The sequence below is a fragment of the Kitasatospora sp. NPDC059146 genome (assembly GCF_042786665.1).
GTDB lineage: Bacteria > Actinomycetota > Actinomycetes > Streptomycetales > Streptomycetaceae > Kitasatospora.
This window is the reverse complement of sequence record NZ_JBHZCY010000009.1, coordinates 55984-80948: the sequence shown is the minus strand read 5'-3', so window position 1 is coordinate 80948 and position 24965 is coordinate 55984. Positions and strand designations below refer to the sequence as shown.

Genomic DNA, 24965 nt, shown 5'->3' with positions numbered 1-24965 from the left:
TTCACGACCGATCACCATCCCTGTACGGCAGTTCCTGGACAGTTTCCGCTCAGCCCAGCGCGCGCACCGCCGCCAGCACGTCCAGGCCGAGCGCCGGATCCGCGTCCTCGGGCAGGTTGACGGACAGCCGGGTGACCAGCCCCGCGTACCGGCGGTGGATCTCCCGGGCGGCCTCCTCGACCGTGCCGGAGACCGCGAAGGCGTCGAACACCTCGTCGGAGACCAGCGCCGTCATCTCGGCCCAGCGCCCGCGCACCGAGTGGGTGTGCAGCTCCTCCTGCAACCCCTCCCAGCCGTGCTGCGCCAGCACCGGGCGGTAGGCCGGGGTGGAGGCGTAGAAGGCCAGCCGCTCGCGCACCCCCGCCCGGTTGGCCGCCAGCTCCTCCTCGGTCCGGCCGGTGGCGGTGAGCACATTGCCGACCGTCTCGAACGGCCGCCCGGTCCACTCCGCCCCCTCGGCCTCCGCCCGTGCCCGCGCCTCGACCAGCCCGGGCAGTACCTGCTCGGTCAGGTAGGCGGTGGAGGAGAACGGGTGCGCGAGGAAGCCGTCCGCCACCGCCCCGGCGGTGCGGGTCATCAGCGGCCCGACGCCCGCGAGCAGGATCCGGGGCACCCCGGAGGGGACCGGGTCGGGCGAGAACACCGGCGTCATCACCGTGTGGGTGTAGAACTCGCCCCGGAACCGCAGCCGTTCACCGGTCTGCCAGCTGTGCCAGATCGCCCGCACCGCGTGCACGTACTCCCGCATCCGGGCGGCCGGCCGGTCCCAGGGCATCCCGAAGCGCTTCTCGATGTGCGGCTTGACCTGCGAGCCCAGCCCGATGACGGCCCGACCGCCGGAGGCCGCGTGCAGCCCCCAGGCCTGGTAGGCCAGCGTCATCGGGGTGCGGGCGAAGGCCACCGCGATGCCGGTGGCCAGCTCGATCGACGCGGTGCGGTCGGCCGCGCGGGCGAGCTGCAGGAACGGGTCGTACGCGGTCTCGGCGACCACCAGCCGGTCCATGCCCCGGCGTTCGGCCTGTTCGGCGGCGTCGAGGATGCCGGCCGGGTGCCCGGAGGCGGTGGCGTCGAGGCGGAGGGAGGCGGGTCGGTCCATGCGGGTGCTCCTGGTCGCGGGGCTGGGGTCCGGCTCGCGCCGTGCGGTGCCGGGCTGGTGCGGTGCCGCGCGGCGGCGGTACCCGCCCAGCCTGCCACGCCGTCACGGGCCGGCCGGTCGGCCCTCCCCGGCGAACAGCCGGTCCAGGTGCCGGTCGACGGCGGTGAGCACGGCGTCCGGCTCGACCACGCCCAGCTCCAGCAGGGTGGTGAACCCGGTCAGTGCGAGCAGCAGGTCCGTCTCCACCACCGGGTCACGGTCGGCCGCAACCGACCCGTCGGCGATCGCCTGCCGCACCACCCGCTCGACCTCCGCGCGCCCCTGCACCAGCCCGCCCCGCACCCGGGCCCGGACCTCCTCGTCGTGCAGCGCCTCCAGGACGTACGCGGCGCCCATCCGGCTGGTGACCCGCGAGTCCGGCCGCAGCGGCAGCAGTTCGACCAGCATCGCCCGCAGCACCGCGCGCGGGTGCGGCCGTTCGCCCAGCCCGGCCAGCGCCCGGGCGACCCGCAGGCCGCTCTGCTCCCCGGCGAGGTCCATCGCGAAGCCGAGCAGCTCCGCCCGGGAGGCGAAGTAGTGCTGGAGCTGCCCGAGCGAGATCCCGGCCTCCCGGGCTACCTCGCGCAGGGTCAGCTGGGTGGTGCCGCGCTGCTCCACGATCCGCCACAGCGCGCGGGCGATGGTCTCGCGGCGCTCCCGGTGGTCCACCTGCTTGGGCATGTCCCGGCACTCCTCGACGGCTCCCGCCCGGCCCGTTCCGACCGGCTTTTTCCATACGCTTGACATAATACAACTGACCGACAACGCTGGAGGCATTCCGAGGGAGGAGCGTCCCGTGCTCGTGCAGCCCGTCGCCCGCACCACCGCAGGAGCCGTCCGCGGCTTCGTGGACCGCGGCCTCGCCGCCTTCCGCGGCATCCCCTACGGCCGGCCCCCGGTCGGCCCGCTCCGCTTCGCCGCCCCCGTACCGCCCGAGCCCTGGGACGGCGTCCGCGAGGCCGTCGCGTACGGCCCCGTCGTCCCCCAGTCCGGCCCCCTCCAGGCCGAACCGACCACCGGTACCGACTGGTTGACGCTCAACGTCTGCACCCCGCACCCGGACTCGGCCGGGCTGCCGGTGCTGGTCTGGCTGCACGGCGGCGGCTTCATCTCCGGCACCGCGGGCGACCCGCTGTACGACCAGACCGAGCTGGCCCGGGCCGGCCTGGTCGTGGTGACCGTCAACTACCGGGTGGGCGCCGAGGGTTTCGCCCTCCTCGACGGCGCCCCGGCCAACCGCGCCTTCCTCGACCAGATCGCGGCCCTGGAGTGGGTGCGGCACAACATCGCCGCGTTCGGCGGCGATCCCGCCCGGGTCACCGTCGCCGGCCAGTCGGCCGGGGCCTCCTCGGTGGCCGCGCTGCTGGCCGTGCCGCAGGCCCGCGGCCTGTTCCACCGGGCGATCGCCCACTCCGTCGGCGGCAACCTCGCCACCCCCGCGCTGGCCGCCGAGATCACCGCCGCCCTGGCGGAGCGGCTCGGCGCCGCCCCCACCGCGGCCGGCCTCGCCGGCATCGACCCCTGGCAGCTGGCCGAGGCCGTCACCGGGCTCGGCGCCGCCCTCCCCGGGCATCTCGCGCGCTGGGGCCGGCTCGCCCAGACCGGCGTCCCCACCGTGCCGGTGGTCGACGGCGAGCTCCTCACCGAGGAGCCCTGGACGGCACTGGCCGCCGGACGGGCCGAGGGCATCGAGCTGCTGGTCGGTCACGCCCGGGAGGAGTTCCGGCTGTTCGCCGTCCTGGCCGGCCGGCACGGCGCCTTCACCGAGGAGGACGCCCGCACCGCGCTGGCGCTGCTCGCCCCGCACCCGGGCGGCCCGGACGCCTACCGCGCCGCCTTCCCCGGCGCCACGCCCGACACCCTGGTCGGGGCCGTCTTCTCCGACGCGCTGTTCCGGATCCCCTCGCTCCACCTCGCCGAGGGCAACACGGCGGCCGGCGGCACCTCCCACCTCTTCCAACTCGCCTACCCGGCCCCGGCCCTGGGCGGGGCGTTCGGCGCCTGCCACGGCCTGGACGTCCCACTGGCCTTCGGCTCCCTGGACAGCCCGATGGGCCGACACTTCCTCGGCGACCCGCCCGCCCCGGAGGCCGTCGCGGTCTCCCGGGAGCTCCAGCAGGCCTGGGTCCGCTTCGTCGGCACCGGCGACCCGGGCTGGGCCGCCCACGAGCCGGAGCAGCAGCTCACCCGGGTCCTCAGCGCCCGTTCGGAGACCGTCCGCTACCCGGACCAGGCCTCCCGCGGCATCTGGGCGCAGGGCGGTCCGACCCGCTTCGACCTGGTCTGACGCTCCCCCGGCCCGGGCGGGGTCCTCCCCCCGCCCGTATGGACGTTCAGCGCCCGACCGAGGCCAGGTACCCGGCGGTCAGCTCGGGCGTGGCCAGCCAGGCGGCGTGGTCGCTCGGCTCGGCGTAGGTGTTGGCCAGCCGACGGGCGACCTCCGGGTGCTCCGCCGCGGCCGCGAAGACGCCCTGGAGGTGGTCCGGCATGGTCAGCAGGGCCGTGGTGAAGTCGACGGCGTGGCGGGCGTGCCGCTGCCAGAACCCTTCGGCGGTGCGGCACATCCAGTCCGCGGTGAACGGGGCGTCGCCGTGCTCGCGGATCGCCCGCCGGTACGCCTGCGCCGCGCGGGCGGCGCCGTTGGCGCCCTGGCCGGTGATCGGGTCGTTGACCACCACCGCGTCGCCCACACCCAGCACGTGCACGGCGTCGACGCCCGAGCCCAGTTCGGCCACCGGCCGGCGGACGGTCGGGGTGACCGCACCCGACAGCCCGGCCCCGGCATCGGTGGGTTCGGCCTCCCGCCACAGCTCCGCCTCCCAGGGCAGGTGCTCGGCCAGCAGGGCGCGGATCCGGTCGAGGTGGACGTCGGGTGCGGGCCCGTCGCCGAACACGTCCAGCGGGCCGCCGGGCAGCGCCTCCCAGAGCAGGATGTCGCACGGGCCGGTACGGGTCAGGGCCGGCTGGAGGTAGAGCTCACCCAGGCCGGGCAGGGCGTGCATCCGGGCCCTGGGCCCGGCGGCCGGGTCGGGCGCCCCGACGCCGTGCGCGTAGAGGCAGGACAGGGCGCGCTGCGGCCGGTCGAACGGCGAGCGCCGGGGGTCGCGCTGGAAGATCCCGGCGAGCTCGCCGCGCCCGGTCGCGACCACGGTCAGCTGGTGCCGGCGGGCCAGTTCGTGCAGCCCGATTCGGTCCAGGGAGCGGTACTCGACCGAGCCTCCGCGCTCGGCGAACAGCTCCAGCCAGCGGGACAGTTTGATCCGCTGGTCGACGGACCGGGCCGGCTCGTCGAGGGTCATGGTGAACTCCAGCGCGCGGACGCCCGGCGGCACCACCAGCGCCGCGTCCACCGAGTGCACCGCCGGGGCCTCGGCCGCCCACAGGTCCAGCCCGGCCGCCGCCTCGATCCGCAGCGCCGGGCCGAACATCGCCTGGGTGGACAGCACCCGCCCGTCCCGCAGCTGGTCCGGGGTGCGCTCGGCGACCAGCGTCACCTCGCAGCCGTCGGCCAGCAGCCCGAGCGCGAGCTGGAGGCCGGCCTGGCCCGCTCCGACGACGGCGATCCGGCGCATGCGGCGGCCTCCCGGGCTCTGTCGACGATCCGTTGACGATCCGTTGACGGTCCATCAACCAGGCACAGTAGTCGAGCCGCCGGGCCACCGGCAGGGGCCGGACGCGACGGAACCCCGAGCCCTCTCCCGGGCCGCTCCGACCGTCGAACCCGTTCGCATAGTCATGCACTGAGATAACTCATTGACCACGCCGAAATGTTTGATGTATTCAGTTCTCCGCAAATCTATTCACCGACTCCGGGTTCGAGGCCGCCCACCGCGCCCCGCGCCGGGCCCACTCGGAGAGGGATCGATCCACCATGCAGCCCGTCGCACCCCGCGGCTTCCGCGCCGTCACGACCAACATGGGCCTCAAGGACGTCGAGGACGACTTCGCGGCCGTCGTCTCCGAAGTCCCCTGCCGGTCGGCCGCGGTGTTCACCCGCTCCCGCTTCGCCGGCCCCAGCGTCCTGCTCAGCCGCGGGGCGGCCGCCCTCGGGGCCTGTCGCGGGATGGTCGTGCTGTCCCGCAACGCCAACGTCGCCACCGGGCGCACCGGGGCGGACAACGCCGCCGAGGTGCGCGACCGGGTCGCCGGGATCGTCGGGATCCCCCCGGAGGAACTCGTCATCGCCTCCACCGGCGTGATCGGTCGCCCGTACCCCATGGACGGCATCCGCGCCGGGCTCTCCGCCCTGAACTGGCCCTTCCCGGCGGCCGATTACACCGCGGCGGCCAAGGCCATCATGACCACGGACACCCGCCACAAGGAGGTCCGGGTCCGCTGCGGCGACGCCGTCCTGGTCGGCATCGCCAAGGGCGTCGGCATGATCGAACCCGACATGGCGACCCTGCTGACCTTCTTCTTCACCGACGCCGACCTTCCCGCCGACCGGCTCGACACCCTGTTCCGGCGCGTCATGGACCGGACCTTCAACGCGCTCAGCATCGACACCGACACCTCCACCAGCGACACCGCGGCGCTCTTCGCCAACGGACTGGCCGGCCCGGTCGACCCGGCCGCCTTCGAACAGGCCCTGGACGAGTGCGCGTTGCACCTCGTACGGGAGATCGCCTCGGACGGCGAGGGCGCGTCCAAGCTGATCGAGGTCCGGGTGACCGGTGCCCGTGACGCCGCCCAGGCGAAGCGCGTCGGCAAGAGCGTGGTCAACTCCCCGCTGGTCAAGGCCGCCGTGCACGGGGCCGACCCGAACTGGGGCCGCATCACCATGGCCGTCGGCAAGCTCCGGGACGAGACCGACATCGACCCGGCCGCCGTCCGGATCGGCTTCGACGAGCTCCCGATGTACCCGGAGGAGCCGGGCGAGGCCCTGCTCGACCAGGCCCGCCGCTACCTCGGCGGCGACGAGGTGGTGATCCGGATCGACCTGGGCATCGCCGACGGCGCCTTCACCGTCTACGGCTGCGACCTCACCGAGGAGTACGTCCGGCTCAACTCCGCCTACACCACCTGACGCCCCGGCCCGGCCCCGCTCCCCCTCGGGACGGGGCCGGAACCAGGGCCGGGACAGGAACGCGACGTACCGTCAGCCCCGCAGGTGCGCGGTGAGCAGCCGCACCACGGCGTCGATCTGCTCCGCCAGGTAGAAGTGCCCGCCCGGGAAGACCCGCAGGCTGAACCCCCCGGTGGTGTGCCGCTCCCACTGGGCGACCTGCTCCACCGTGGCGTTGGCGTCGCTCTCCCCCACCAGGGCGGTGATCGGCTGCGGGACGACGGCGTCCGGCGCGGCGAGGTAGGTCTCGATGGCGGTGTAGTCGGCCCGCAGCGCCGGGAGGATCAGCTCGCGCAGGGCCGGCACGTCGAGGATCCGCTCGTCCGTACCGCCGAGCCGGACGATCTCCTCCAGCATGCCGTCGTCCGACCTCAGGTGCACCGCGCTGTCCCGGGGCAGCGACGGCGCGCGGCCGGCCGAGACGAACAGCCGCTCCGGCCCGGCCAGGCCGTCCCGGGCGAAGCGGCGGGTGACCTCGAAGGCGACCGCCGCGCCCATGCTGTGCCCGAAGAACACGACCGGGCGGTCCATCCAGCCGCGCAGCTCCTGGTAGACCTGCTCGGCGAGTTCCGGCACCGAGTCGATCGTCGGCTCCGCGTAGCGGTTCTGCCGGCCCGGGTACTGGACGGCCAGCACGTCGGCGTACGGCGCCAGCGCGTTGGTGTAGTCCATGTAGTAGCTGGCCGATCCGCCGGCGTGCGGGAAGATCACGATCCGGGCGGGAGCGAAGTCGGACGGGTTGAACCGGCGGAACCACGGGTTGTCGACGGCTGCGCTGCTGGGCATGCGGGGTGTGACCTCTCTCCGTGACGGACTCTGCTCACCCCAGTCTCTCAGTGCACCCGCGCCACCGGGGGCGGTTACGGTGGGCGACCCGGATTCCGGCGCTCCGGACACCGCGCCGACACCCGCCCGTCCTCACCAGTCCTCGTCCTCCTCCGACCAGTCTCCCCTGGGGTCCACGGCCGCGTCCGGTTCGGTCACCCAGCCCGCCGCCAGCACCAGCCGGGAGAGCCGGTGGACGGCGAGGAAGCCGAACGGGCCGCCGAACTCCACGCTGACGTGGCGCTGCAGGAACGGCGGCCGCGACACGGCCGCGGCGCCGCCCGCCATGATCCCGATCGCCGTCACCGCGGAAGCCCGGAACCCGCGGGCGCCGAAGGTCGCGGTGGCCTTCTGGCGCGCGCTGTCGGCGAACAGCGGCAGCCCGCCGACCTGGAGGCCGGGCAGCCGGTCCTCCGTCGCGGACGGGGTGCTGAGCGTCGTCAGCCCGAAGAGTTCCTTGCGGGCCAGCAGATCGTGGTCGGCCGCCACGGTGAACTGCGGGACGCCCACGGTCAGCAGGTCCTCCGGCTCGTACCGCGCCAGCGCCCCGACCGAGAGCCCGGGGCCGGTGGTGCCGACCGGCAACCGGTCGGCGGTGGTGCGGCGGTGGCGCTGCGAGAGCGACCCGATCCCGGCGGCCAGCACGCTGCCGGGATCGGCCGTCGGCTCGCCGAGCAGCAGGTGCACGGTGATGTCGCCGTACCCCAGCACCTGGAACTCGGTGACCGGGCCCGCGGGCGTCTCCAGCAGGGCTGCACGGTCCAGCAGGCGCGTCGCCCCGGTCAGGTAGCGGACGGGCCGGCCCCAGTCGTCCGTGTGGTTCCCGCCGATTCCCCCCAAGTCCTGGAACGGCCGGATCCAGTCCGTCCGCAGGGTGAGCGCCGAGGCCAGCACCAGCCGGCTGTCCGGGTTCAACTCGACCGGCATCTCGTCGATCGCTCCGTCGGTCTGCTCGCTCGCCCAGGCGTCCAGCAGCTTCTTGTCCTGCTCCGTGTCACCGCTCAACCGCCCGACCAGGTCCGCCGGGACGGAGGCCCGCCACTCCGGGCGCAGCCGCAGCCGGTCGTCGGTCCAGACCCCCAGCGCGGAGCGCACCGCGGGGATGTCCCGCAACAGGCCGAGCAGTTCGCGGGCGCGCTCGGCGGCGGCCGCGGCCGGCACCCCGAGCGCCTGCGCCAACTCGCCTTGGACGGGGGCGCTTCCGGCCGGGGCCAGCAGCCCGAGCAGCGGCCAGACGCCGGCCGGCATCAGGACGGACCCCTGCCGCAGACCGGCCTCCCCGACCCAGCGCTCCCCCAACGCGTTCGCGGCCCGTACGGCCTCGGCCCTGCTCATCTGCTCCCCCGTGCTCGCTGGTTCCGGTGCGCGCAGACTCTAGGACCGTCGCACCGGGCAGGGCCAGCGGTTTTCCCGGCCGGGGCTCTCCGGTCAGGACTCCCGGTCAGAACTCCCGGTCAGGACTCCCGGCCCAGGTACCGCGCGCGGGTCAGTTCGTGGACCCGGACGGCGTTGCCGTTGCCGGGGACGGTGGTCTCCCGCTCGACCCGCAGACCGAGCTTGGCCATCACCCGCTCGGAGGCGGTGTTGCCGATCTGGGCGATGCTGACGACCCGCTCCAACCCGCAGTCCTCGAAGCCGAACCGCAGCGCCGCCGTCGCCGCCTCGGTGGCGATGCCCCGGCCCCAGAACGACCGGCCGAGCCGCCAGCCGATCTCGACGGCGGGCAGCACCTCGGGCAGGAACAGCGGCACCGCCAGGCCCGCGAACCCGGCGAGTTCGCCGGTCTCGCGCAGCTCCACCGCGAACAGGCCGAAACCCTCGTCCTCCCAGGCCCGTTCCCACCGCTCGACCGCCGCCCGGCTCAGCTCCGGGCCGAGGACGCGCCGGTCGCCGATCCACCGCATCACCTCGGGGTCCGCGTGCACCTCGGCCATCACCGGCACGTCGCTCTCGCGCCAGCGCCGCAGGACCAGCCGGGAGGTCTCGATCGTCACCATCCGCCCATCATCCCCCCGTTCATCCCCGCCACCGGGCCGGGGTCAGGCCCGTCGCACCGCCAGCACGGCCGAACTGCCGGGCGTGGTCAGCACCTCGCTCGCCGCCAGCGCCGGATGCGTCAGGTAGTGCAGGCGCAGCCGGTCGACCTCACCGCCGTAGCGGGGCGGCCAGTGCGGCGAGGGCGTGAAGTCGTCCATCAGCAGCAGGCCGCCGGGGGCGAGCAGGTCGACCACGCGGTCGGGGTCGTCGCGCTTGCCGCCGCCGTCGCAGAAGAACACGTCGAACGGCGCGTGTTCCGCCAGCAGCCGCCAGTCCCCGTGCAGCACCCGCACCCGTTCGTCCCCCGCGAACAGCGCCGCGGCCTCCCGGGCCAGTCGCCCGTCCCGCTCGACCGTGACCAGCCGCCCGCCCGGCCCGAGCCCGCTGCGCAGCCAGGCCGTACCGACGCCCGCACCCGTGCCGCTCTCGGCGACCCTACCGCCCGGCTTGGCCGCCGCGGCGAACGCCAGCAGCCGGCCGACCTCCCGGGTGCAGCTCTTCCCGAACCCCAGCCGGGCGGCGCCCCGCTCGGCCGCCGCCACCCGCTCGGGAACGCCCCGTTCCCCGTCGTCCACCATCCGCCACCCCTTCACCGGTTCCGGGCCGTCATGCCGCCCGCCCGAAGGCGACCGTCTCCGCCCTCGACCGGGAGACGGCGTCCAGCAGCAGGACGGAGGCCGCCTCCGGGGTCGGCGGCGGTCCGCCGGACCGGGTGTGCCGGGTGAACGCCGCCGACAGCCGTGCCAGGCCCTGGTGGTGCCGGGCGAACACCCGGGCGGAGGCGTGCCGTCCGCGGGCCCGCTGGCCGTCGAGGGCGGTGGCGGCGCCGACGTCGAGCAGCACCAGGTGCAGTTCGCGGCCCTGCCGGCCGGCCTCCCGGGCGAGCCAGCGTCGCATCCAGGCGCGGCTGCCGCAGTCGTGCACCAGCAGCGGTCCACCGCGCCGCACCGAGCTCCGCAGCAGCCGGACGTGCTCCAGTCGCGCCCACGGCCGGTAGACGGCGTACGGCAGGCGCGCGGGCATCACCGCCTCGCAGGCCTCGTGCACCGTCCGCGGGTCCACCGTCGCGGCCCCGCCGCCGGCCGACCAGCGGCGCAGCAGCGTGCTCTTGCCGGCCCCGGGCAGGCCCGAGACCACCACCACGGCCCCGGCCGGGTACTCCACGACGAACCGCTCCCCGGCCGCACCCCGTAGGTCCAGCACCCCACGCGGCGCCAGCACCGCCGCCCCCGTCATCTCCGCCGTCCCCGTCGTCCCCGACTCGCCGCTGTCCACCGCTCCCCTGTTCCCTGTCCGATCGACCGCCGACCCTAACAAGCCGGGCGCCCGCACCGTCGTACGGAGCGGGCCCCACCCACCGGGCACCCGTGGTGGTGCCGCGCCCTAGACTGACGCCTCGTCAGACGGCGGAAGGGTGGGCATGACAGAGGCCGGCGGGACGTACACCGGGCTGGTGCTGGACGGACTCGCGCGGGATCCGGGGCGGACGGCCCTGTCCCGCGGCACCACGGCGCTGACCGCCCGGGACTGCCTGGACGCGGTGTTCCGGACGGCCCGCGCGCTGGACCGGGCCGGGCTCGGTCGCGGGGACGGTGTCACCGTGCTCGCCGGGAACACCCCGGAGGCGGTGCTGGTCCGGCTGGCGGCCAACCTGCTGGGCTGCCGGGTGGCGATGCCCGGCCCGGACCTCCCGGTCGCCGACGTGGTGGCGCTGGCCGGGTTCGCCGAGACCGCGGCGCTGGTCTTCGACCCCCTCCGGTACGCCGCGGCGGCCGGGGCGGTGGCGCGGGCGCTGCCCGCCGCGGGGGTGTTCGCCCTCGGCCCGACGGCCTTCGGCACGGACCTCGTCGAGCTCGCCGCGGCCTGCTCCGCCGCCCCGCTGGAGCCGCGCTGCCGCCCCGAGGACGTGATGGCGATCCGGTTCACCAGTGGCACCACCGGCCGGCCGAAGGGCGTGCTGCGCCGCTTCGCCCGTCCGCCCCGGCCCGCGCTGCTGTCCGGGGCGTCCTTCCTGCTCTGCACCCCGCTCGCGCACGGCGGCGGCACGAGTGCGGACCTCGCCCTGGCGGCCGGGGGCACGGTGGTGCTGCAGGAGGGCTTCGCGGCCGAGGAGGTGCTCGCGGCCGTGGAGCGGCACCGGGTGTCCCGGGTGTACCTGCCGCCGCACCTGCTCTACCGGCTGCTGGACCACCCGTTGCTGGCCGGGACGGACACCGGCAGCCTGCGCCGGGTCGGCTACACCGGCTGTCCGCCCTCGCCGCGCCGGCTGGCGGAGGCGACCCGGCGGCTGGGCCGGGTGCTGCACCAGACGTACAGCCTGACGGAGTGCGGGCCGGTCTCCCGGCTGAGTCCGGACGAGCACCTGGACCCGAGGCTGCTGAGCACCGCCGGGCGCCCGTACCCGGACACCGGGGTGCGGATCCTGGACGAGGAGGGCGCGCCGCTGCCGCCGGGCCGGACCGGGGAGATCTGCGTCCGCACCCCGACCGCGATGGCCGGGTACTGGCGGGACCCGGAGCTGACCGCGCGGGTGCTGCGGGAGGGCTGGCTGCACACCGGGGACCTGGGCAGCCTGGACGCGGCGGGCTATCTGACGGTGGCGGGCCGACGGGACGCGATGGCCGTTGTCGAGGGGCACAATGTGTTCCCCCACCAGGTCGAGGAGCCGCTGCGCAGCCATCCGGACGTGCACGAGGCGGTGATGTTCACCAGCACCGACCCGGACCGCCTGGAGCGCGTCCACGCCGCCGTCGCGGTGGCTCCGCGCGCCCGGGTGACGGCGGACCAGCTGCGCCGCTGGGTCCGGGAGCGCGGGGACGCCCGGTGCGTCCCGGACACCGTCCTGCTGCTCCCCGCGATCCCGCTGACCGGGCTGGGCAAGCCCGACCTGCCGGCCCTGCGCACGCTGGCCGAGGAGCGGCGCGGGCGGACCGTCATCGCCACAGGGGCGCGCGAAACCATGTGACGCGCCCCTCCGGTGCTTCGAGCGCCCGCGTAGGCCACCTGTTGCGCACCAGCCGACGGGAAGAACCCCACGGTGGGCACTCGACCGTGCGGGCCGAGCTGCCGATACACCCCGGCGGCGCTCCCTCGCACCGCCCCCAGGAGGCACCCCTTGACCTGGCTACGCGTCCTGACCGCACTCGGCATCCTCGCCGCGGCGGCCGGTGCCCTGTTCCTCTTCGCCCGCTGCACCGCCCCCTCCCGGGGGGAGCGCACCGGCGGAGCCGCGCCACCCGACCTCCGGCAGGAGGCCGAGGGCAGCGGCCTCTTCCAGCGGACGGGCGGCGACGGCTGAGGAACCGCCCCCTCAGCTCCCCGCGAGGTCGTCCGGACGGACCTCGATGTGGTCGGCCGCGAGGTCGACCGCCACCCGGTGCTCCATGCCGAGCGACTCCAGGAACTTGACGGGCAGCTGGACCCGGCCGGCGCGGTCGAGCATCACGTACTCGCGCTCGCTGACCGACTCCTCGCCGTGCTCGTCCGTCACGGTGCGGCGCAGCACCTCGCTGCTGGTCCGCCCGTCCCGGATGGCCACCGTGCGGCGGACCTCGCCCGCGACCATCGGGTCGTGGGTGACGATCACGACGGTGGTGCCGAGCTCCCGGTTGACGGTGCGGAAGGACTCGAAGATCACCCCCGCGGTCTCGGAGTCCAGCTCACCGGTCGGCTCGTCGGCGAGCAGCACCGGCGGGTTGTTGGCCATCGCCACCGCGATGGCGACCCGCTGCTGCTGGCCGCCGGAGAGCTCGTTGGGGCGCCGGTGGGCGAGTTCCCCGATCTCCAGGGCCTCCATCAGCTCGGCCACCCGGGCGGCCTGCTGCTTCGGGCCGGTCCCCCCGCTCCGGCGGCCGCGCAACTGCATCGGCAGGGCGATGTTCTCGGCCGCGGTCAGGAACGGCAGCAGGTTGCGGGCCGTCTGCTGCCAGATGAAGCCGACCACCTCGCGGCGGTAGCGCAGCCGTTCCTTGGCGGACATCTCCAGCAGGTCGCAGCCCGCGACGGTGGCGGTGCCCGCGGTCGGCACGTCGAGTCCGGCGAGGATGGTCAGCAGGGTCGACTTACCGCTGCCGGAGGCACCGACCAGGCCCACCAGGTCGCCCTGCTGGATGGTCAGTTCCAGACCCTGCAGCGCCTGGACCTCGATGCCCTCGGCGCTGAAGATCCGGACCAGTCGGTCGCAGACGATGGCCGAGCCCGCTCCGTAGGCCTTGGGCGAGGCGGCGGCCAGGGCCCGCTGCCGGAGCTCCTGGAGGCTGGGGGCCTCGACCGCCGGCCGCTCCTGGGGGGTGCTCTTCACGGCTGCTCTCCTGTCTCGACGGTCCGGTCGGCCCGGTCGGTGCGGTCTGTCTGTGCGGTCCGGTCGGCGTGTGCGGCCCGGTCGGTGCGCTCGGCCCGGCCGGTGCCGATGGTCCGGCAGCTCCGAACGCCGCGGCCGGTGCCGATGGTTCCCACGGTGGCGGCGCGGGCCGCCCCTCGCGGCGTCATGCCTGTTCCCCGGCGCGGAGTTCGGTGGCGATCTGGCGTCGGCCGGCGATGAGGGTCTCCAGGACGATGCCGAGGCCGACCAGCAGGGCGAGGCCGGCGGTGGGCAGCAGGACGGGGAGCAGGACGGGGGTGATGGCGTCGCCGACCTCGGCGCCGACGAGGGTGGAGATGTCGAAGGCGCCGCCGAGCAGGGCGACGGCCGCGAGGGCGGCCAGGCCGCCGCCGACGGCGGCGGCGAGGGTCTGCGGCAGTGCCTCGGTGATGATCAGTGCGAGTCCTTGGCGGGGGCGCAGGCCCATGGTGCGCAGGCGGGCGAGGACGGCGGTGCGGTCGGGTGCGGCGCGGAACAGCGTCAGCAGGACGGCGAGCAGGGCGTAGCCGGCTCCGGCGGCGGCCGCGTACCAGAACAGCCGCTCGGCGGCGTGCTGCAACGGATCGTCGGCGAGCACGGTGACCGTCTCCGCGCTGCTGTGCACCGTGTACCCCACGGGCAGGCCGTGGGTGCCCTTGCCGGCGGCCGCGGCGTCGTCCGCGACCAGCTTGGCCAGACCCGTCGGCTGGGCGCCGCCGTTGTCCCGCAGGGTCGACCTGACCCGTTCGGGGTCGATGTCCCCGACGGCGAACCACTTGTTCACCCGCTTCGCGTCCGGCAGCCGCTCCCAGGCGGGACCGGCCGGAACCACGACGAAGGGCTTGCCCGGGTCCGGCAGGGCCGGGGTCGCGGCGACGGTCGCGACGACGCTCAGGCGCAGGGCGTTGCCGTTGGGCGTGCGCACCTGGGGCGGCCCGGCGGCCAGCCGCTTGGCCAGGTCGCGGCTGACCAGGGCGGGCACCGGGGTGTCCCGGCCGCCCGACGTGCCGGCCAGTTTCGCCCCGTCGAACTCGCCGACCCCGACCGTGCGGGAGATCTCGGCGTAGGCCGCCGGATCCACCACCACCAGGTAGGCCTCGGTGTAGTCCTGGTCGGCGCCGACGAAGCGGGCCTTGGGCTCGACCCACGCACCGGTGGAGGCGTGGACGCCGGGCAGGGCGTCGGCGGCCTTGGTGAAGGACTCGGTGAGGGTGGCGTAGTCGGGCAGGGAGACGCCGATGTCCCCGCCGGTGGCGATCCGCGCGGCCCGGGTGCGGACGTGGTCGACGGTGTCGAGCACGGTGGCACCGAAACCGGTGGTGGTCACGGCGATCAGCAGCGCGAGCAGCGGCAGCACGGAGGGCCTGCGCCGCCCCGTACTGTCCCGGGCCGCCCGGGCCAGGCCCAGGAACGCCACCAGGCCACGGCCCCGCCCGGCCAGCGCCGCCAGCCGGCCGACCGCCACCGGCTCGACCCGCGCCAGCACCAGCCCACCCGTCACCGCCAGCAGCAACGGCGCGGCCACCAGCAGCGGATCCAACCCGCCACCCGTCCCCACACCCCGACGCCGGACCTCGGCCACCGCCGCCACCGTGACCGCCAGCACCGCCAGCTCACCCACCAGCCGACGCCGGCCACCCGCGGCCCGCCCGCGCGACCACAACAGCGCCGCCCGCGCGGGGAAGGCCAGCAGCGCGATGGACGCCGCCACCACGGCGGCCAGCACCGCGCCCTCCCATCGCGGCGTCGGCAGCAGCACCACCGCGAGCGCCGCACCGGCCACCGCGGCCGGCAGCACCGTCACCGCGCCCTCACCGACCAAGCGCCCCAGCACCCCGGTCCGCGAACCGCCACGGGCCCGCAGCAACCGGATCTCCGCGGCCCGCCGGTCGGTGGTCAGCGCCGCGGCCAGGAACAGCACCACGACCGCGACACCCGCGACACCGGCCGGGCCGATCGTGCTGAGCGGCAACGACGCCCGGTAACGGTCGTCCGCCCGGCTCAGGATGTCCGTCAGGCTGGAGCCGGTCCGCAGGTCGCCGCGCAGGGTGACGCCGGACAGGTTCGTGGCGCCCGGCCCGGTCTGGAGGGAGCTGACCACGGTCCGGGTCCGGGCGAGCTGGTCGGCGCGCAGCGCGCCGGGGTCGACGGGCAGCCGCCAGAAGTTCTCGGCGCCCGAACCCCAGCGCGCCAGCGCGGCCAGGCCGGCGCCGTCGACGAAGCCGCTGGTCGCCCAGTGCTCGTGCTCGGGGACCGGCTTGAGGCAGGCCCGGGCCGGGCAGCCGAGGTTGTCCCAGAACGGGTCGTGGGGGTCGTTGATCCGGTAGAAGCCGACCACCACGGTGGTCCGCTTGGCGCCCACGCCGTCCACGCCGTTGTCGATGACGTCACCGAGCTTGATGTGGATGGTGTCGGCGGCCGTCCTGCTCAGCACGATCGGCAGCGGACCGTCGCCGGTGCCGGGGGTCGGCCAGGTGCCGTCGGTGAGGGTGGCCCGGTCGGCCAGGTCCTGGAGGTAGAACAGGCCGATCTCGGGGTCGGTGCTGTCCGAGATCCGGACGTACTCCGGGTTGCGCATCGTGCGCCCGCTCAGGGCGCGGGCGCCGTGGGCCTGGCCCGCCTGGGCCAGCGTCAGCTGCCGGCCGACCGTCTCGGTCAGCTGCCGCTGCACCCGGTCGAGCACGACGGCGTTGTCGTCGAGCTGCGTCCGGGAGGTGACCTGGAGGCTGGTCGCGTTGAGGCCCTTCTGGCCGACGAAGTCGCGCAGCGCCGCGTCCGCGCCCCGGTCCGCGATCCGCGGGAAGGCCGCCGCCAGGAAGACGGTGACGAACGCGAGCACCGCCATCAGCAGCGCGGCGAGCGGGTTCGCCCGCAGCCGGGTGGGGACCCAGCGCGCGGGCCGGTGGGCCGGACGGTGGGCGGTGTCGGGGGCGGGCACGGGGGTGCCGGCCTGGGTGGTCACATCTCCTCCACGTGGCGCAGCCGGTTGGCCACGTCTCGACGGCGGCGTCCGATCAGGAAGGCCGACAGCAGCGGGGCGACGGCGATCGCGGCCGCGAACAGCAGGGCCTGGCCGACGGGCAGGTCGATCAGGGCCTCGGGCAGGGGGCGGTGGGCGGCGGGTGTCAGGACCACGAACGGGACGATCAGGTGGACCAGCAGGGCGCCGAGGGCGATCCCGACCGTCCCGCCGAGCCCGACCAGCAGCGCCTGTTCGGCCGCGACGGTGCGGGTGACCTGCTTGCGCGGCGCGCCCAGGGCGAGCAGCAGCGCGGAGTCCCGGGCGCGCTCGTGGGCGGAGCCGGCCACGGCGGCGACGAAGCCGATCGCGGCGAGCAGGGCGGTGACGAGCGCGATGGCCATCAGCGCGTTCTGCGGGGCGGCGCCCACCGGGTCGCTGAGCATCCCCTCGGTGACCTCGTCGGAGAGCTGGACGTCCTGGGTGCCCGGGGCGGCCCGCACGGCGGCGGCCAGTTCGGCCGGAGCGCGGTCGCCGGGCCCGGTGGCCGGCAGCCACCACTCGGCGTGGCTGGGCAGCACCCGGCCCTGCGCGGCCAGCAGCCGCGCCACGGTGTCGAGGTCGACGACCAGCGCGCTGCGGCCGCCGACCGGCACGGCCTCGACCGCCTTGGTGATCTTGACCGGGACGACGCCCCCGGCGAACGGCACCCGGACGACGTCGCCGGCGGAGCCGCCGATGAGCTTGAGGTAGTCCTTGGTGGCGACGCCGGACACGGTCGTCGGAACGTCCGTCCCGGCGGTGCCGAGGACGGCCCGCAGGGAGAGGCCGGTGCCCCTCGCGAAGCGGTAGTCGACGGTGAACAGCCGCCCGGCATCGGCGGGTTCGGGCGCGACGGCGACCAGCGGGGCCTCCCCGCTCTTGAGCGCCGGACCGTCGACCACGTCCCCCTTCCAGGAGAGGCCGGCCGGCACCGGGACCTCGGTCGCGGGGCCGTCGGCGCTGTCCGAGACGGCCAGCCGGCCGACGGTCACCTCGCCCTCGGCCCGGTCGCTGTAGGAGACGGTCGCCCCGACCAGGGTCAGCGGCGCGGCGACGGAGCCCATCGGCGCGTCGACCAGCGTGGTCAGCGGGGCCGAGGCGTGCTGCTGACCGCTGACCGGGAGGCCGACGAACGGGGCCTTGTGGACGTATCCGTTGCGGTCCCGCAGCAGCAGGGTCACCTCCGGCGGGGAGGGGGCCATCGGGTGCATCCCGGTGAACAGGCCGGTGTTGTCGACCGTCTGTCGGATGGACAGGTCCGCGTCGATCCGCAGCGGGCGGCCGGGGAGCGGGACCCCGCCCTTGGCGCCGGTCGGGGCCGGCTGGGCGAGCGGGCCGAACACCGCCGCCCGGTCGGCCCCGTCGAGCAGGTCGGCGCGGATCGGGACGCGGTCGGCGACGGCGGCCGTGTCCAGGGCGAGCAGTTGGCCCGTGCCGGCCGGGAGCGGCTGCTGCTCGTGGTAGACCGGGATCAGCCGGTCGCCGCCGGGCAGCGCGCCGTAGCGGCCGCCCTGGCCCATCAGCGCGGTGTGCGCGGCGGATATCCGCAGGCCGCCGGCCGTGTCGAAGGCGGCCTGGTCGCGCTGGGAGTCGGTCCAGGTGGCGTGCTGGCCGAGCGCGAGCACGCCGGTGGCCACGGCCATCACCAGCAGCAGCACCGGCCCGTTGGCCCGGGCGGGCTGACGCGACAGCTGCCAGCCGACCATGGCCGGGCCGAGGCCGCTGCCCCGGGCGGCGACCCGGGCGCCCAGCCGGGCGACCAGGGGCAGCAGCCGCAGCACCACCAGGGTTCCCGCGCACAGCGCCAGGGTGGGGGTGGCGACCAGCAGCGGGTCGACGCCGAGCTGTCCGGAGGAGTCGGCGGACAGTCCGCCGCCGTACTGGTCGAGTTGCTGGTAGGCGAGCACGGCCAGGGCGAGCACCGCGAGGTCCCCGCCGTTGCGCGCGATGCCGGAGACCACCGCCTGGCGTCGGCCGGCCTTGCGGCGCAGCGCGGCGCCGGCGCCGCGCAGCAGGCCGGGCGCGCTGGCCAGCGCGATGCACAACAGGGTGCAGAGCACGGCCACCGGCCAGAGCGTCCAGCTCAACCGGGTGTCCAGGGCGATCTGGTGGGCGCGGCCGAGGCCGGCCAGGACGCGGACCAGGAACGGTGTGAGCAGCGGTGCGAACACCGCGGCCGGGAGGGCGAGCAGCACCGACTCCAGGGCGGTGAATCCGCCGAGCCGGGCACCGGAGGCACCGCGGGCGGCGAGCAGTTCGTTCTCCCGCTCCTGGCGGGTCGAGATCAGCCGGACCACCAGCAGCAGGGCCGCGGCGGCCAGCACGGCGAGTTGCAGCGCGCCGATCAGCAGGGTGGACCGGGCGACCATCAGACTGGCCGACAACTCGCGCACCAGGACGGGGAGTTCGGTGGTGGCAGTGAGACTGGAGGTCTTCCGCAGGTCGTCGGCCAGGGGCTGGGCCCGCCCGCCGATGGCCTCGGCCGTGTCCTGGTCGACGCCCGCGAAGTCGGCGTCGAGCAGCCAGCCGCGGCTGCTCTGCGGCAGGGCCCCGGCCGCGAAGGCGCTCGGGTCGACCATCATCGGGCCGTAGGTGGTGAATCCGCCGGTCTCGACCTCGTGGCCGCCGATCGGGTCGATGCGCCAGTACGCGGCGAACGGATCGGCGGCCCGGTAGACGCCGGTGACCCGGACGGTCAGCGCCGTGCCGTCGAGCCGGTCGGTGAGCGGGACGTCCACGGGCAGCGCCCGGGCGGTCAGGCCGAGCCGGGCCAGCATGGTCTGCGGCACGGCGACCTGCGGGGCCGCGGAGCGGACCGGCCCGGTGACGGCGCCCGGCCAGGCACCGGCGACCAGGCTCACCCGGGAGCGGTCGAGGTCCGCGAGGACCGTCAGGTCGACCTTGTCCGTGCCGGACTGACCACCCGCCGGGGCGCCCGGCGCCGTGCCGCTCCCGGCCGCCGGGGCGTCACCGCCCGACAGGCCGAAGGATCGGCTGCGCAGCAGGCTGTCGGTGTGGACCGGTAGGTCGCCGAAGAGCTTCTGCCGGTAGGAGGCGAGCGCCTCCTCGTCCTTCTGCCGCTGGTCGGAGCCGTGTTCCGCGGTCACCACCACAGCGGTGCGGGCATGGCCCGGTCCCTGGAGCGCCTGCCGCAGGCCGGCCTGGCCGACGCTGCTGTTGAAGGTCACCAGAGCGGTCAGTACCGCCGTGGTGATCAGTACCGTCAGCAGGACGGCAGCAGCCAGCGGCAGTCGCCCGCGCACCCTGCGCACGACGAAGCCGAGCATCAAGTTCCTCCCCCGGTCTCAGACCCGGTCGCAATCCAGCCCCCACCCGTCGATCCGTTCCGGACCCTCATCGGTCACGGACGGGCACCCCACGGGCGTACCGGCGCAGTGATCACCGGCATTCGATCGCCGGATAGCGGACGATGCTGTCAGATTCGATCCAGGAACGGAAGGGACTTGCGCGAATCAAGTAAGCAATGAGCAAATTCCTTGTATTGGCGACATCCCCGGTGGGGAGAAGCCACTGAAATGCCATGCACACTTCATGACTTCGGGTTCGCCGACCGCCTCCTGACCAGGGAACTTCTCCTTTCGAATTTCTCTGCCCGGGAGGTTGAACCCACGAAAGCACTCCATCCGTTGACCCGAACAGAACCGGGTCGTCACCACCCCAGGGGGACGCCGCATGACGCAAGACCAGGCCGCCGACACCACCCTGACGGCCACCGGCCCGATGGTGGCCGTGTCCGATCTGCGGCGCAGCTTCGGCAGCGGGGAACGGACCGTCCACGCCCTGCGCGGCATCGACTTCTCGATCGAGCGCGGTGAACTCACCGCGCTCAAGGGCCGCTCCGGCTCCGGCAAGACCACGCTGCTCAACCTGGTCGGCGGTCTGGACGCGCCGACCAGCGGCAGCATCGTCCTGGACGGCATCGATCTCGGCGGCCTGGACGAGGACGGCCGGCTCGCCCTGCGGCGGGAGCGGATCGGATTCGTCTTCCAGTCCTTCGGACTGATCCCGATGCTCACCGCCGCCGAGAACGTCGGCGTGCCGATGCGGCTGCGCAAGGTCCCGCCGGCCGAGCGCGAGGAGCGCGCGCACACCCTGCTCGCCCTGGTCGGCCTCGCCGACCACGCCAACCAGCGGCCCGGCGAACTCTCCGGCGGCCAGCAGCAGCGCGTCGCGATCGCCCGCGCACTCGCCAACGACCCCGGCCTGATCATCGCCGACGAGCCCACCGGCCAGCTGGACTCGGAGACCGGCCGCTCGATCATGGAGCTGCTGCGCGCTGTGGTCCGGAGCGAGGGCGTCACCGTCCTGGTCGCCACCCACGACCCGACGCTGATGACCCTCGCCGACCGGGTCATCGAACTCCACGACGGACGGATCCTCGACCAAGAGGCTGAGCAGGCCGCCTAGCAGCGGCGGGCCGGGGCTACGGGCCGGGGTGCGGTGGGCGGCAGGCCCACCGCACCCCACGGAGACGTGCCTCTCGAGTTTGAGCGAGCAGGGCGAGCAGGGCGAGCAGGGCTAACAGCACACCCACGGCCGTATTCGGCTTTGTGGATTCCTTGACGAATCACTATGATTGCACGTCATTTTCGCTTCTCTACCGGCGAGCTGTTACACCGTCGAATCGGATCCCGATTTCCCGTGGCACCGATGACGGCCCCTCGCAAGCTGCCGGAATTCGCTCCACCGGGAAGTTCGACGGCGATCTCCTGCCGCATTCTCCACCGCACACGACTGTGGTGGGCGCCGGGCTCGTCGGCCCCCACCGCCCCCGCCGCCACCGCCGGTCGGTGGCGGGGCGGTACTTCAGAACCCCGGGAAGATCTCAGCGTCCGGCTTGAGCAGCTGGCCCGGCTTCGGCGCGGTGCCGTCCACCAGGTAGCGGGTGACCAGCGCGTTCAGCGCCTTGCTGCGGCCGACGGCGCAGTGCTCGATGGAGTCGACGCTGACCAGCACGGCGTTGCCCAGCTCCTGCTGCATCCGCTGGGCGAACTTGTACTGGGTGGCCGGGTCGTAGAGGTTGCCGATCACCATCACGGTGTTGGAGGTCTTCTTGTTCCAGGGGCCGGTGAAGCGCTCGGCGTCCCGGGCCGGGGCGGGCCAGCTCGCGCACGCCGGGGCGTCGAAGGCCTGGTAGCGGCCGAAGGTCGGCGACTCCTTCTCCCACGCACGGGCGACGTTGGCGAACACCCGGTCGTTCGACGGGTACGGCTTGTCCTGGCAGTTGACGCCCATGTAGGAGTCGTCACCGGCGTACTCGGAGTCGGCCGGGGCCTCGCGCAGCGCCCGCGGGACGTTCACCGTGAGCTGGTTGGCCGCCTCGTCGGAGACGTCCGCCTTCGGCGCCAGCAGGGCGGCCGCGGCCGGCTTCTGCATCACCTGGTAGGTGGCCTGCAGCGACTTCGCCAGCGGAGCCAGCTTGGCCTGCGAGTACAGCGCGCTCGCCACCTCGCTGGTGAAGCTGCTCAGCGTCACCTTGGAGCCGTTCGACAGCGTGATCGGGCTGGTCCGCAGGTGGTCGCGGAGCTCGTCGAACTTGGCGCGGGTGTCGCCGTCACCGAAGGCGCAGCGCGGGGCGCCGGCGGTCTGGCAGCGCTTGAGGAACTCGTCCAGGGCGATCTCGAAGCCGCCCGCCCGCTGGCGGTCGTACTCCAGGCCGTTGTGCAGGCGCAGGTCGGGGTCGACGTTGCCGTCGACGATGACCGCGCGCACCTTGTTCGGGTACATGGCGGCGTAGGTGGACCCGATCAGCGTGCCGTAGGAGAACCCGGCGAAGGTCAGCTGGGAGTCGCCGACGGCGCGGCGCATCCGGTCGAGGTCACGGACCACGTTGATGGTCGACATGTGCTCGATCAGCGGGCCGGCGTTCTTGCTGCAGGCGTCGGTGTAGTCCTGGTCGGCGTCCAGGGTCTCGTCGACCTCGGCCTTGGTGACGGGGACGCCCACCATGCGGTTGTTGACCGCGTCGGCCTCTTCCTGGGTCTTGAAGCACTTGAGCGGGTTGCTCCGGGCCACCCCGCGCGGGTCGAAGCCGACCAGGTCGAACTTGGCCTGCACCTCGGCGCCGAAGCGGGTGGTGGTCGCCCACATGTAACCGCTGCCGCCGGGGCCGCCCGGGTTCATGAACAGCGAACCGATCCGCTTGGCCGGGTCACTGGCACGGTGCCGCATCATGGCGATGCCGACCTTCTGGCCCGACGGGTCGTCGTAGTCCAGCGGCACGGGGTAGACGGCGCAGTCGAAGCCGCCCGGGTCCGGCTTGGTCGGGTCGGGGTTACAAGGCTTCCAGTCGACGGGGTCGACCTTCGCTTCGGCGGCCGCCGCACCCGGGGCCTGGTCGATCGGCGCGGCCGACGCGGCCACAGCGGTTCCGGTGACAAGGGCGAGCGCGCAAGTGACCGCTCCGGCCAACGTGGATATGCGGGACAAGGAACCTCCTCCGTGCTGAAAGGGCGGCCCCAGCCTGTCAGTCTGAGATCTCCCTGTGAAGACCTCGTGGCGGCGGAATTGTTTCGGACTTCCGGCCGCTCTCCCCGGAAACATTCTGTGAATGAACCAACTTGACGGTTGATTGACCTGACGGTGGTTCAACCACACCCGATCGGACGACGGGCGAGCGCCGACCGAGCCGTGGGTCGGCGGGCCGACCAGGTCCTTGATCCACTCGACGCGGCGCTCCTCGACCGAGCCCGGGCGCCGCATCCACTCCCCCGTGGACTCCGGCCCGTGCCCGGGACGCCCGCCGGGTCGGCCGGACGGGCCGGCCGGACGGGCCCAGGAGGCTCCGGGGCGGCAGGACGGCGGGGCGGCGGCGGGATGGCGGCGGGGCGGCGGCGGGCCTGCGGCGGGCGGCAGGGTAGCGCAATCAGGATGCATCCGGAACAAAGTAGGATGACTCAACTCCCGCGCTACGCGCGAAGAGTTCCATAAATGTTCCATTTGCCCGATTTGCCACCGCTTCACACGCCCGGAGCCCCCCTCATGGACAACACGTCCACCGCCGACACCGCCGCCGGCGCGATAGAGACGCGCGGAATCGAACCCGTCCCCGACCACGAGCGTCAGGGCAGAGTCCGCGAGCTCTTCCCGACCTGGGTCGCGGCGAACATCAGCGTCCTGCTGCTCACCATGGGTGCCGCCCTGGTGGTGCTGAACCAGCTCAACTTCTGGCAGGTCCTGATCGTCGCCGCGTGCGCCGCGGTCGTGTCGTTCGGCCTGGTCGGCGTGCTGTCGGTCTCCGGCAAGTGGGGCGGGGCCCCGGGCGCGACCCTCTCGCGGGCCACCTTCGGGGTGCGCGGGAACCTCTTCCCCGGCGCGATCCTCTGGATCGCCCGGTTCGGCTGGGAGACGATCAACGCCGTCACCGGCGCCTACGCCGTGCTGACCGTGCTCGACCTGGTCTTCGGTGTCAAGAGCAACACCGCGCTGATCGTGATCACCCTGTTCGCCTTCGTCGCCTGCACCTTCCTGGTCTCCGGCATGGGCCGGAAGGCGCTCAACGTCTGCAACACCTGGTCGACGTACCTCTTCGGCGTGTTCAGCGTGCTGGTGCTGGGCTACCTGATCGCGACCATGCACTGGAGCGAGGTCTTCTCCAAGCCCGCGGGCACCACCGCGATGGTGGTCGCCGGCATCGGGACCATCGCCGCCGGCGGCATCAGCTGGGTCCCCACCGGCCCGGACTTCGCCCGCTACCTGCCGCACTCCGCCTCCGGCAGGAAGATCGTCGGCGTGACGGTCTCCGGCGCCGGCCTGGTCATGGTGCCGATGGTGCTGATGGGCGCCGTGATGGCGGTGGCCTCCCCCGGCCTGGCCCAGGCCGCGGACCCGGTCTCCTTCCTCGGCGACCTGCTGCCGACCTGGCTGGCCGTGCCCTACCTGCTGACCGCGATCGTGGGCATGCTGCTGATCAACAGCCTGTCCATGTACTCGGCCGGCTTCACCGCGCAGACCATGGGCGTCAAGCTGCCGCGCGCCCTGGCCGTCAGCATCAACGCCGTGATCTCGCTGGTCGGCGGCCTGCTGCTGATGCTGGTCGCGAAGAGCTTCCTGGGCTCCTTCATCACCTTCCTGATCCTGCTCGCCGTCTCCTTCTCCGCCTGGATCGGCGTCTACGCGGTGGACATGTTCCGGCGCCGGACGCGCGCGGTGCGCTACGACGCCGCCGCCCTGATGGACACCACCCGGAACAGCCGCTACTGGTACGCGGGCGGTTTCTGCTGGCAGGCGATGGTCTCCTGGGTGCTCGCGCTGCTGTTCGGGCTCGCCTTCACCAAGTGCGACTGGTTCGCCGGCCCGCTCTCCGACACCCCCGTCGGCAAGTACGGCCTGGCCTGGGCCGCCACCATCGTGATCTCCGGCGCGATCATGGCCGCGCTCCCCACGCCCCGGGAGAACACCCCGGCCACCCCGGCCACCCCCGACCGGTCGGCCGCCGAGCAGGCCGAGCGGGCCGGGGGGCGCGACCAGGTGCCGGTCTGGGCCGGGCCGGACCCCGGGCGCGCGCCCGGGGGCGACGGGCGGGGCGGGCCGGGCGCGGCGC

Annotated in this window: 19 protein-coding genes; 6 read left to right on the top strand and 13 right to left on the bottom strand. The window is 74.3% G+C overall.

Going from position 1 to position 24965, the window contains the following annotated elements:
- Nucleotides 1–49: 49 nt before the first annotated feature.
- Both ACFXPX_RS06135 and ACFXPX_RS06130 read right to left on the bottom strand, forming a co-directional pair.
- On the bottom strand, nt 50–1096 hold the full coding sequence (locus ACFXPX_RS06135) for a TIGR03617 family F420-dependent LLM class oxidoreductase (protein WP_380526108.1): 1047 nt from the start codon (nt 1094–1096) through the stop codon (nt 50–52).
- A gap of 102 nt (nt 1097–1198) precedes the next feature.
- On the bottom strand, nt 1199–1816 hold the full coding sequence (locus ACFXPX_RS06130) for a TetR/AcrR family transcriptional regulator (RefSeq protein ID WP_380526110.1): 618 nt from the start codon (nt 1814–1816) through the stop codon (nt 1199–1201).
- Nucleotides 1817–1931: 115 nt separating this feature from the next.
- On the opposite strand from ACFXPX_RS06130, the gene ACFXPX_RS06125 reads away from it, so the two are divergent.
- Nucleotides 1932–3422, top strand: a complete 1491-nt coding sequence (locus ACFXPX_RS06125; protein WP_380639746.1) for a carboxylesterase/lipase family protein — start codon at nt 1932–1934, stop codon at nt 3420–3422.
- Nucleotides 3423–3468: 46 nt separating this feature from the next.
- Here the strand turns inward: ACFXPX_RS06125 and ACFXPX_RS06120 are convergent, their stop codons facing one another.
- On the bottom strand, nt 3469–4707 hold the full coding sequence (locus ACFXPX_RS06120) for a styrene monooxygenase/indole monooxygenase family protein (RefSeq protein ID WP_380639744.1): 1239 nt from the start codon (nt 4705–4707) through the stop codon (nt 3469–3471).
- 299 nt (nt 4708–5006) lie between these two features.
- Between ACFXPX_RS06120 and argJ the strand changes: the two genes are divergently transcribed.
- Nucleotides 5007–6161 carry a bifunctional glutamate N-acetyltransferase/amino-acid acetyltransferase ArgJ gene (gene argJ / locus ACFXPX_RS06115; protein ID WP_380526115.1) on the top strand — a complete coding sequence of 385 codons (1155 nt, stop codon included), beginning with the start codon at nt 5007–5009 and terminating at the stop codon, nt 6159–6161.
- Nucleotides 6162–6233: 72 nt separating this feature from the next.
- Here the strand turns inward: argJ and ACFXPX_RS06110 are convergent, their stop codons facing one another.
- From ACFXPX_RS06110 to ACFXPX_RS06090, 5 genes are all read right to left on the bottom strand, one after another.
- Complete coding sequence (locus ACFXPX_RS06110; protein WP_380526117.1) at nt 6234–6986, bottom strand: thioesterase II family protein; 753 nt, start codon at nt 6984–6986, stop codon at nt 6234–6236.
- Between the two features lie 132 nt (nt 6987–7118).
- The gene (locus ACFXPX_RS06105) at nt 7119–8360 is read right to left on the bottom strand and encodes a serpin family protein (protein WP_380639742.1); all 1242 of its coding nucleotides are present in this window, start codon (nt 8358–8360) and stop codon (nt 7119–7121) included.
- A gap of 119 nt (nt 8361–8479) precedes the next feature.
- Complete coding sequence (locus tag ACFXPX_RS06100) at nt 8480–9022, bottom strand: GNAT family N-acetyltransferase (protein WP_380589343.1); 543 nt, start codon at nt 9020–9022, stop codon at nt 8480–8482.
- A gap of 42 nt (nt 9023–9064) precedes the next feature.
- The gene (locus ACFXPX_RS06095; protein WP_380639740.1) at nt 9065–9640 is read right to left on the bottom strand and encodes an O-methyltransferase; all 576 of its coding nucleotides are present in this window, start codon (nt 9638–9640) and stop codon (nt 9065–9067) included.
- Nucleotides 9641–9668: 28 nt separating this feature from the next.
- Nucleotides 9669–10337: an AAA family ATPase gene (locus tag ACFXPX_RS06090; protein ID WP_380639738.1), complete on the bottom strand. Its 669-nt coding sequence runs from the start codon at nt 10335–10337 to the stop codon at nt 9669–9671.
- A 145-nt stretch (nt 10338–10482) separates the two neighbouring features.
- Here ACFXPX_RS06090 and ACFXPX_RS06085 point away from each other — a divergent pair, with 145 nt between their 5' ends.
- Complete coding sequence (locus tag ACFXPX_RS06085) at nt 10483–12027, top strand: AMP-binding protein (RefSeq protein WP_380639736.1); 1545 nt, start codon at nt 10483–10485, stop codon at nt 12025–12027.
- Between the two features lie 150 nt (nt 12028–12177).
- On the top strand, nt 12178–12360 hold the full coding sequence (locus ACFXPX_RS06080) for a hypothetical protein (RefSeq protein ID WP_380399440.1): 183 nt from the start codon (nt 12178–12180) through the stop codon (nt 12358–12360).
- Between the two features lie 12 nt (nt 12361–12372).
- Here the strand turns inward: ACFXPX_RS06080 and ACFXPX_RS06075 are convergent, their stop codons facing one another.
- The 4 genes from ACFXPX_RS06075 to ACFXPX_RS06060 are packed head-to-tail and all read right to left on the bottom strand — an operon-like array spanning nt 12373 to nt 19689.
- Complete coding sequence (locus ACFXPX_RS06075) at nt 12373–13362, bottom strand: ABC transporter ATP-binding protein (RefSeq protein WP_380526129.1); 990 nt, start codon at nt 13360–13362, stop codon at nt 12373–12375.
- A complete protein-coding gene (locus tag ACFXPX_RS06070; protein ID WP_380526131.1) occupies nt 13359–13550 on the bottom strand; it encodes a hypothetical protein in 192 nt (63 codons plus the stop codon). The genes ACFXPX_RS06075 and ACFXPX_RS06070 overlap by 4 nt, the downstream gene beginning before the upstream one ends.
- Complete coding sequence (locus ACFXPX_RS06065; protein ID WP_380639734.1) at nt 13547–16363, bottom strand: hypothetical protein; 2817 nt, start codon at nt 16361–16363, stop codon at nt 13547–13549. The genes ACFXPX_RS06070 and ACFXPX_RS06065 overlap by 4 nt, the downstream gene beginning before the upstream one ends.
- Complete coding sequence (locus ACFXPX_RS06060) at nt 16360–19689, bottom strand: FtsX-like permease family protein (RefSeq protein ID WP_380639732.1); 3330 nt, start codon at nt 19687–19689, stop codon at nt 16360–16362. The genes ACFXPX_RS06065 and ACFXPX_RS06060 overlap by 4 nt, the downstream gene beginning before the upstream one ends.
- Before the next feature lie 406 nt (nt 19690–20095).
- Between ACFXPX_RS06060 and ACFXPX_RS06055 the strand changes: the two genes are divergently transcribed.
- Nucleotides 20096–20830 (top strand): ABC transporter ATP-binding protein, encoded by a 735-nt coding sequence (locus ACFXPX_RS06055; RefSeq protein ID WP_380527608.1) that lies wholly within the window; start codon nt 20096–20098, stop codon nt 20828–20830.
- Nucleotides 20831–21229: 399 nt separating this feature from the next.
- On the opposite strand, the gene ACFXPX_RS06050 is transcribed toward ACFXPX_RS06055, so the two are convergent.
- Nucleotides 21230–22852: an alpha/beta hydrolase gene (locus ACFXPX_RS06050; RefSeq protein WP_380639730.1), complete on the bottom strand. Its 1623-nt coding sequence runs from the start codon at nt 22850–22852 to the stop codon at nt 21230–21232.
- A gap of 552 nt (nt 22853–23404) precedes the next feature.
- Here ACFXPX_RS06050 and ACFXPX_RS06045 point away from each other — a divergent pair.
- On the top strand, nt 23405–24965 hold a 1561-nt coding region (locus ACFXPX_RS06045), incomplete at its 3' end, for a purine-cytosine permease family protein (protein WP_380639728.1).

Excerpts from the sequence above, each read along its gene's own strand:
- ACFXPX_RS06135 (WP_380526108.1), bottom strand. The coding sequence starts at position 1,096 with ATGGACCGACCCGCCTCCCTCCGCCTCGACGCCACCGCCTCCGGGCAC.
- ACFXPX_RS06130 (WP_380526110.1), bottom strand. The coding sequence starts at position 1,816 with ATGCCCAAGCAGGTGGACCACCGGGAGCGCCGCGAGACCATCGCCCGC.
- ACFXPX_RS06120 (WP_380639744.1), bottom strand. The coding sequence starts at position 4,707 with ATGCGCCGGATCGCCGTCGTCGGAGCGGGCCAGGCCGGCCTCCAGCTC.
- argJ (WP_380526115.1), top strand. The coding sequence starts at position 5,007 with ATGCAGCCCGTCGCACCCCGCGGCTTCCGCGCCGTCACGACCAACATG.
- ACFXPX_RS06110 (WP_380526117.1), bottom strand. The coding sequence starts at position 6,986 with ATGCCCAGCAGCGCAGCCGTCGACAACCCGTGGTTCCGCCGGTTCAAC.
- ACFXPX_RS06105 (WP_380639742.1), bottom strand. The coding sequence starts at position 8,360 with ATGAGCAGGGCCGAGGCCGTACGGGCCGCGAACGCGTTGGGGGAGCGC.
- ACFXPX_RS06100 (WP_380589343.1), bottom strand. The coding sequence starts at position 9,022 with ATGGTGACGATCGAGACCTCCCGGCTGGTCCTGCGGCGCTGGCGCGAG.
- ACFXPX_RS06095 (WP_380639740.1), bottom strand. The coding sequence starts at position 9,640 with ATGGTGGACGACGGGGAACGGGGCGTTCCCGAGCGGGTGGCGGCGGCC.
- ACFXPX_RS06085 (WP_380639736.1), top strand. The coding sequence starts at position 10,483 with ATGACAGAGGCCGGCGGGACGTACACCGGGCTGGTGCTGGACGGACTC.
- ACFXPX_RS06070 (WP_380526131.1), bottom strand. The coding sequence starts at position 13,550 with ATGACGCCGCGAGGGGCGGCCCGCGCCGCCACCGTGGGAACCATCGGC.
- ACFXPX_RS06060 (WP_380639732.1), bottom strand. The coding sequence starts at position 19,689 with ATGCTCGGCTTCGTCGTGCGCAGGGTGCGCGGGCGACTGCCGCTGGCT.
- ACFXPX_RS06055 (WP_380527608.1), top strand. The coding sequence starts at position 20,096 with ATGACGCAAGACCAGGCCGCCGACACCACCCTGACGGCCACCGGCCCG.